The organism is Klebsiella sp. 1SOBk10mer, from assembly GCF_046602535.1.
GTDB classification, from domain to species: domain Bacteria; phylum Pseudomonadota; class Gammaproteobacteria; order Enterobacterales; family Enterobacteriaceae; genus Klebsiella; species Klebsiella quasipneumoniae.
Window position 1 is genome coordinate 1 of sequence record NZ_JBKIUP010000032.1, and the last position, 7,889, is coordinate 7,889.

Consider the following 7,889-nt stretch of genomic DNA (forward strand, 5'->3'; position numbering starts at 1 on the left):
CAGTTGGTGATTTTGAACTTTTGCTTTGCCACGGAACGGTCTGCGTTGTCGGGAAGATGCGTGATCTGATCCTTCAACTCAGCAAAAGTTCGATTTATTCAACAAAGCCACGAATCGCCTAACAGGTTTTAACACCTTAAAATTTCACTGCTGGTTAAACACATTATTAAATGATTTTTATCATTTAAATCATTGGGTTAATTTTAATTGTGATTTGCTTTTAACCCTCGCAATTTAGAAGTATTATTTTGAGATTAATCCACTTGCCCTGCCTTCATCACTGCTTGTAAATATGCGTGAAGAATGATTTTAAGGTTATATATCATGGAGTTATTGAAGTTTTTGGCGGCGATTTTTGTCATTTACTTGTTGTTTTTTAGAAAGAAAAAACGTAAATCTCCAAAGTCTTATGCTTCAGACCCCGTGAAAGCACCGCCAAAAGAATGGCTCGCTGACATCAAGAAAAAAGAGGCGGTTGTGCGAAACGATGATAGTGAAGACGATAACCTTGCAACTTTTACATTGAGCGGTGGCCGGGGTGTTGAACTTCGGGTGACAACCAATCATTACCGCAACACCTCAAAGTCAGCAGGTGCACTAGCTCGATGGGTACTTCCGGGTGAGATGATAACTGTAGCTGGTGTAGCAATTAGCGGTGGCCACATTTACGTGGGGCAACGTATGAAGCCCTCCGGTCAGGAATCAGGCGGCTATTATGACGATGGAAGTGAGGCATCATTAATTGATGACACATGTAAGATAAAACCTACTTCTTATCTTTACGAGGACAGTTCCTTAGGATACTGGCCCAGTTTTTCCTCTCTTTCCCCAGAAGCACGCGGTGCGTATGTCAGTTGGCTTGCCAGCGATAGGTCTGATCCATCGTGTCCTATCGGCTATGTTTTTATCTACCTCTACGGCCTGGAAAGAAAAGCGCTCGTAGATTCAACTGACCCAAAATTCCCCGATGCTGAGTTCCGTAATCTGTTCAATGAAGTCGCTCGGTTAAGATCGGTATTCATTGAGAACCGCTCCTTCCGTGGATATTCGACCCAATTACTCGAAGCCATGTCTATTCTGCGCCCGAACATGGGCTTAGCCACTGAGCTCGATAGCAATTCAGGTTTCAGCAACAGCATGCAATTTAAGCTGGCTCTGGCAAAAACTGTACATGAAGGAGTTCCTGTATCAGCTGAACTGGCGTTGAACTGGGTAATAAACCACACCGAGTATTCGCTGCGTACCCCAGCTCGCCGCTGTGCTAAAGAGTTTGCTGCGCTTTTCAAACGGCGTTACACCCTCAAATATGGTGAAGGGATGGTCGTTAAGGCGAATAAAACGCGCCTAAGGTTAGATTACACACCAGCAAGTCCTAGTTTGCGAGGTGTTCGACTCCCTGTTCCCGACCTGCCTGATCCAAGTGCGTTGAAGAGCCCTGTCCAGAAAATTATGGCTCTTGCCGACATATGTACGGATGAACTTGATGCTTATAGTCGCTACCTTGGTAGGAAAGGTACGTCAGTCAATGATACGGCTGCAATTATGTTGCTCCCTTCAGAGATCGTTAATGAAAGCGCAGAAAAAATATTAAGCTCATTCAAACGCTGGGCTGATGAGGCGATCCTCGTCAAGGAGGGGTTAGTCTCAGTTGCTGACTTTTGGGCACATATGAATGCCAGTTGCCCCAATAAGATCAATAAAAAAGAGGCCGATTTGATGCAGGCCTTTGCTCTGAAGATGGGTTACGGTCTGGCACCTGACCCGTATTATCACCATGTGAAGGCGGATGTTGATGGGACACTTGTTCTATTCCCTGCCGCCGAAGGTGGACGCTTCTCACCTTCTTCTGAATTTATCTCAGCAGTAATGACGCTCAGATTAGGGGCGATGGTTGCCTTGATTGACGATTCTCTTGATCAAGCTGAACAGAAAGTGCTTGAGAATGCCATCAACAACAATACTGGCTTCACCGATGATGAAAAACGCTCTCTACATGCGTATTTAACGTGGCAACTTCATACCCCAACCAATATGACAGGAATGAAAAGCAGGATTGAGTTGATGGGGGCCGCGGAAAAAGCTGCTGTGGGTAAAGTTATCGTTAGTGTTGCCTGTTCGGATGGGACAATAGCGCCTGCCGAAATCAAACAGCTTGAGAAGATTTATTCAAGTTTGGGGCTGAATCCCTCATCTGTCTCGAGCAATATCCATCAGCATTCCGCAACTGAACATGATCTCGTCTCGTCTGTATCAACTGATCAGCCAGCAGTAGGGTTCACACTGGATGCTAATGTACTTGCCCGCCACGAATCTGCCACGGATGATGTTCGTAAATTGCTGAATACAATTTTCACCGAAGAAGAACCGGAAGAGCCAGAAAGCGCTCCAGCCTCATTAACGGAGGCGGGGGGGCTAGACTCCGCACATAGCCAGCTATATCGCAGTTTGCTGGAGAAAGAACAGTGGTCCCGGAAAGAGGCGACAGAATTGTGCGGAAATTTGAATTTGATGCTCGGCGGTGCGCTTGAGGTGATTAATGACTGGTCCTATGCGGTGGTTGATGCTCCGGTACTGGACGATGCCGATGATGATATCTGGGTTGACCTGGAAATTGCCAAAGAATTAGAGGGATAGTGAATGTCTGTAACACGTATAAGAGTGAAAGAACGTGACGCTATTATTCAGTCACTTAAGTCAGGTGTAACGCCAAGGATAGGCATTCAGCATATCCAGGTTGGCCGCGTGAATGAGATCACCGCTCTCCATCAGGATATTGAGAGGATTGCTGACGGTGGTTCAAGCTTCAGACTTATCATCGGTGAATATGGTTCTGGTAAAACGTTCTTTCTGAGTGTTGTGCGCTCTATTGCGCTAGAGAAGAAGCTGGTGTCTGTCAGTGCAGACCTTTCTCCTGACAGACGCATTCACTCATCGGGAGGTCAGGCTCGTAATCTCTATTCTGAGCTTATGAAAAACATGTCCACCAGAAACAAGCCGGATGGTAATGCGTTACTTAGCGTTGTTGAAAGATTCGTTACGGAGGCAAGAAAGGAAGCGGACACGGACGGCTCCGAGGTTTCATCAGTTATTCATAAACGCCTGGCAGCTCTGTCAGATATGGTGGGTGGATATGACTTTGCGAAGGTCATTGATGCATTCTGGCGCGGGCATGAGCAGGATAACGAAACGCTAAAATCCAATGCTATTCGCTGGTTGCGGGGAGAGTACACCACCAAAACTGATGCCCGTAACGATCTCGATGTTCGGACTATTATCTCAGACGCATCATTCTATGATTCTTTGAAGCTGATGAGCCTTTTTGTCCGCCAGGCAGGCTATGCCGGTCTTTTGGTCAGCCTCGACGAAATGGTGAACCTCTTTAAGCTGAATAATACGCAAGCAAGAACAGCGAACTACGAACAGATTTTGCGGATCCTGAATGACTGCCTGCAAGGCTCAGCCGAGAACATTGGTTTTATCCTCGGGGGTACGCCAGAGTTTCTTTTCGATCCGCGTAAAGGTCTTTACAGCTATGAGGCGCTCCAGTCGCGTCTGGCGGAAAACCGGTTCGCGCAAAAAGCAGGAGTGATTGACTACTCATCCCCCACTTTGCATCTTGCCAGCCTCACCCCTGAGGAACTGTATATTTTGCTGAGAAATCTTCGTCATATTTATGCAGGTGGAGATCCAGAGAATTATCTGGTTCCAGATGAGGCACTGACTGGATTTCTGCATCACTGTAGTAAAACCATTGGAGACGCTTACTTCCGTACCCCCCGTAATACTATAAAAGGTTTCCTGGACATGCTGGCCGTGCTGGAACAAAACAGAACGATGAACTGGCAAACACTAATCGAGGGGGTGGCGATTGAAGAGGACAGGCCCAGCGAAATGGATGACGCCATTATAGAGGAAAGCGATGACAATGACGGACTGGCGAACTTCAAATTATGAGCAGTGCCTATGATAGTCTCGACCCCCGCGTCCGTAAGTGGATTTACAAGCAGGGATGGTCAACATTAAGGCCCTTGCAGGAGAGTTCTATCCCGGCAATTTTAGCCCGTGATCGAGACGTGCTAATCAGTGCAGGCACAGCAGCGGGTAAAACAGAGGCTTTCTTTCTTCCTGCCTGTTCGGCAGTTGCAGATCTCACTAATGGATTTGGCATCGTCTATATCAGTCCGTTGAAGGCATTGATTAACGATCAGTACCGTCGTCTTGAGAGCCTTGGAGATGCATTGGAAATGCCAGTGACTCCCTGGCACGGGGATGTACCACAAAGCAAAAAGAAGAAGGCTCGGACAAACCCTGCTGGCATTTTACTGATTACACCTGAGTCACTTGAGTCTTTGCTCATAAATTCAATGGGCTGGCTCAAACAGGCGTTTTCTTCAGTCGCATACATCGTTATTGATGAGTTTCATGCTTTCATTGGCTCAGAGCGTGGTGTACAGCTGCTTTCTCTGCTCAATAGAATTGACCATTTGCTAGGACGCCAGGTAAATCCAATTCCCCGCGTTGCGTTGAGTGCCACGCTGGGGGAACTGGAGAAAGTGCCCGAACTTTTGCGCCCGGACAAACGACTACCCTGCGTAACTGTTACAGATAGTAAGAGCGAGGCCACTCTTCAGGTACAGGTCAAAGGTTATCTGGAGCGAGTGCTCCAAAAAGAAGAAGAACTTCAGAGTTCAGCTGAACATGACGTTTGCGCTGACATTTTTAGACTTTGCCGTGGCGATTCTCATTTGGTCTTTGCAAACAGTAGAAAGCGGACTGAAAGCATTGCTGCCACGCTGAGCGACATGTGTGAGGAACATATTGTTCCCAATGAATTCTTTCCCCACCATGGTTCCCTTGCCAAGGAATTGCGGGAAGCGCTTGAAACTCGTCTTCAGAAAGGAAATTTGCCCACAACAGCTGTTTGTACAATGACGCTTGAGTTGGGAATTGATATCGGTAAGGTTAAGTCGGTTATCCAAGTTACGCCTCCGCATACTGTTTCCAGTCTGCGTCAGCGTATGGGACGTTCTGGGCGACGCGACTCCCCATCAGTTCTAAGAATGCTAATTACAGAAAATGAGCTCACTGTTAATAGCAGCATTGTTGACCACCTACGGCTGCAACTGGTCCAGTCGATGGCAATGATTAGATTGATGATCTCTAAACAATGGTTTGAACCAGCTGATGTTCAACAGATGCATTACTCCACGCTGCTACACCAGATCCTTGCTATTACCGCACAATGGGGCGGAGTTCGTGCCGATCAGCTCTGGGCACAACTATGCCAGACAGGGCCATTTAGAAATGTAGATTTGAACGATTTTAAAAGTCTGCTTAAACATATGGGAACAAGTGGCCTGCTCACTCAACTTGCTAGCGGCGAAATGGTTGTTGGGGCAGAAGGGGAGAAACTGACTAACCATTACACTTTTTATGCTGTGTTCAATACACCAGAAGAGTTCCGCATTGTCACTGGAAACAGAACCCTTGGAACAGTGCCTGTAGATTCCCCACTGCTACCAGACCAACACATAATCTTCGGTGGGCGGCGCTGGAAAGTGACTGAGATTGAGACAGAGAAAAAAGTTATCTACGTAGAGGCAACCAAAGGCGGTCAGCCACCACAATTTAGTGGGGGAGGTATGTCTGTTCATGATGCCGTTCGTCAGGAAATGCTCGCTATCTATAGGGAAGGTGATTACCGCATAGCAATAGGTAGCAAGAAAGTAGATTATGCCGATACTGCCGCCAGAAACCTATTTGCGGAAGGCTGTAGTAACTTTCAGCGTTTTAAACTTCAAAATGAGTGTTTTATTACGAGTGGACAACACTGTTACGTAATACCCTGGATGGGGGATAAAGTTGTCAATACGATTACAGCCTTGCTCATACGTTGTGGTTTTAAAGCAAATTCATTTGCTGGCGTTATAGAAATCGATAACTCCAGTGTAGCTTCCGTTCAGCACGCGCTGAAAGAAATGTTGTTGTCAGGCTTGCCATCTGCATTTGATCTTGCCACAGATGTTCCAGAAAAGTACTTAGATAAATATGACGAGTATTTACCAGAGTCCCTTCTTGCGAAAGGGTATGGTGCAAAGGCGTATGAAACAGAAGGTACGCGCATCTGGTTGCAGAAACATCTTTAGTAATCTGGATATGTAATCAGGGTATAAATAAGACATATATACCCTGAATTTTTTATTTCCCTGTAGATTTACTAGGCTTTAGTCCCGGGGTATTACCAGGAGTATCTTTATTATCACGTCGACGTTGATCCGGTTTTCCTGTCGATTTAGCAATTGGTTTTGGACCAGGTTTAAGACCCATGATAGTTATCCTTTAGAGGTGTAAGAGGGAAGCCTCAACATTGATATATTGGATAATGTGAAATTTTTCAATGGGAGCGATCAACATATCCAATGATTAACTCGATATTGTGAACAGTGTCCGCTTCTGGCTGTGAGTTCAACCGATGGATGCAACACATTGATTGAACCGTTCTGCGGGTGATTCATAGTCTAGCGTTTTTCTCGGCCTTTCGTTGAGCTGTCTGGCAACACTGTTAAGTCTTTGCTGGCTGTGAACCGATAAGTCAGTTCCTTTTGGAAAATATTGTCTGAGCAATCTGTTCGTATTTTCATTTGAGCCACGTTGCCAGGGAGATTGAGGATCACAAAAATAAATCTGAATGTCTGTCGCTATAGTAAATCGTGTGTGGCTGGTCATTTCAGCGCCACGATCCCAAGTTAATGTTTTATAAAGCTCAGCAGGTAATTCCCGGGCTTGTCTGATGAGTGCAGATATAACCGTTATGGTCTTGTTGTCTCTGATCTTCGCCAGCATAATAAAACGAGAATGACGTTCTACGAGGGTGATGATATAGGAGTTTTTCGAGCCCTGAATCAAGTCACCTTCCCAGTGACCTGGGATGGCTCTGTCAGCCGCCTCTGGTGGCCTTTCGCTGACAGGTATCGTGTTAGGGATTGACCCTAATCCTTTCCCTTTAAGCGATGACGTTCTGGATCTACGCACTGCTCTTCCGCTTCTGAGGCATTGCTGCAGCTCTTTTTTTAATGCTCCCCGGGTTTGTATAAAAAGCGTTTTATAAATCGTTTCGTGTGACACATGCATTTCCTGATTATCCGGATAACAGCGTTTCAGCCAACCGGCGATCTGTTCCGGCGACCAGTCCTGATGCATCTTCTCTGCAATGATTTTACACAATGCGGGGCTTTCAATTAGCTTGCAAGGTTTTGGTCTCAGTGCATTTTCCCACGCAGTAGCATCGGCTTTTGCTGCACGGTATTGTTTTGCACCACCGTGCCTCCTGACCTCGCGGCTAATCGTTGAGGGCGCTCTTGATAATTTGGCGGCGATATCCCTGATACTGAGTTTTGCTACCAGCCCTCTGGATATCTCCTCTCTTTCATCAAGCGAAAGCGCTAATCGGTGCCGTTTTCGCACGGGAGGACGATAGCCGCCTGTCTGGTGGATAGTGGGCATAATGGAAGAATGATATCTGTCGAACATTCTGGCGATATCATGTAGAGAATCACCTTGCTTATATCTGTCCCAGATAATTGCCTTCTGCTCTGGCGTGTAGTTAATCCGAGTTCTTCGTTTCATGACAACGTCCCCCTTGATTAAGGATAGCGTTGCATCGACCCGTTGAACTCACAGCTCAAAGCGGACCTTCCGTTCGCACCTGCCTTTTGCTTTGAACACCCTCCTGCTGTATCTCCTTCATCCTGCCATACGATTACTCCGTTCAGATCCGACTTTGGGAGTTTTCGGATCTGCGGTGGAAAAATGAGAAAACAGAATATGCGCAGCATATCCATATGCCACGCATCTGCATAGGGCAGACATACGCATATGTTTACCATCTG

At 46.5% G+C, this 7,889-nt stretch carries 5 protein-coding genes; 3 read left to right on the forward strand and 2 right to left on the reverse strand.

Going from position 1 to position 7,889, the window contains the following annotated elements:
* Nucleotides 1–77 (reverse strand): hypothetical protein (locus ACLH1I_RS26120; RefSeq protein WP_224261798.1); only part of this gene is annotated, 77 nt, incomplete at its 3' end.
* A 247-nt stretch (nt 78–324) separates the two neighbouring features.
* On the opposite strand from ACLH1I_RS26120, the gene ACLH1I_RS26125 reads away from it, so the two are divergent.
* Genes ACLH1I_RS26125 through ACLH1I_RS26135 form a run of 3 tightly spaced genes read left to right on the forward strand, consistent with a single transcriptional unit; the run spans nt 325 to nt 6,146 of the window.
* A complete protein-coding gene (locus tag ACLH1I_RS26125; RefSeq protein ID WP_049013986.1) occupies nt 325–2,634 on the forward strand; it encodes a TerB N-terminal domain-containing protein in 2,310 nt (769 codons plus the stop codon).
* A 3-nt stretch (nt 2,635–2,637) separates the two neighbouring features.
* Entirely contained in the window at nt 2,638–3,954 is a 1,317-nt protein-coding gene (locus ACLH1I_RS26130) for an ATP-binding protein (RefSeq protein WP_049013985.1), read from the forward strand.
* Nucleotides 3,951–6,146 carry a DEAD/DEAH box helicase gene (locus ACLH1I_RS26135; protein ID WP_049013984.1) on the forward strand — a complete coding sequence of 732 codons (2,196 nt, stop codon included), beginning with the start codon at nt 3,951–3,953 and terminating at the stop codon, nt 6,144–6,146. Before ACLH1I_RS26130 ends, ACLH1I_RS26135 begins: the two co-directional genes overlap by 4 nt.
* 319 nt (nt 6,147–6,465) lie before the next feature.
* Here ACLH1I_RS26135 and ACLH1I_RS26140 read toward each other — a convergent pair whose 3' ends face one another.
* On the reverse strand, nt 6,466–7,626 hold the full coding sequence (locus tag ACLH1I_RS26140; protein ID WP_064171855.1) for an IS30-like element ISCfr4 family transposase: 1,161 nt from the start codon (nt 7,624–7,626) through the stop codon (nt 6,466–6,468).
* Nucleotides 7,627–7,889: the final 263 nt, after the last annotated feature.

Bases quoted from the DNA above. Each gene is read 5' to 3' on its own strand.
- ACLH1I_RS26125 (WP_049013986.1), top strand. From the start codon at position 325: ATGGAGTTATTGAAGTTTTTGGCGGCGATTTTTGTCATTTACTTGTTG.
- ACLH1I_RS26140 (WP_064171855.1), bottom strand. From the start codon at position 7,626: ATGAAACGAAGAACTCGGATTAACTACACGCCAGAGCAGAAGGCAATT.
- ACLH1I_RS26130 (WP_049013985.1), top strand. From the start codon at position 2,638: ATGTCTGTAACACGTATAAGAGTGAAAGAACGTGACGCTATTATTCAG.
- ACLH1I_RS26135 (WP_049013984.1), top strand. From the start codon at position 3,951: ATGAGCAGTGCCTATGATAGTCTCGACCCCCGCGTCCGTAAGTGGATT.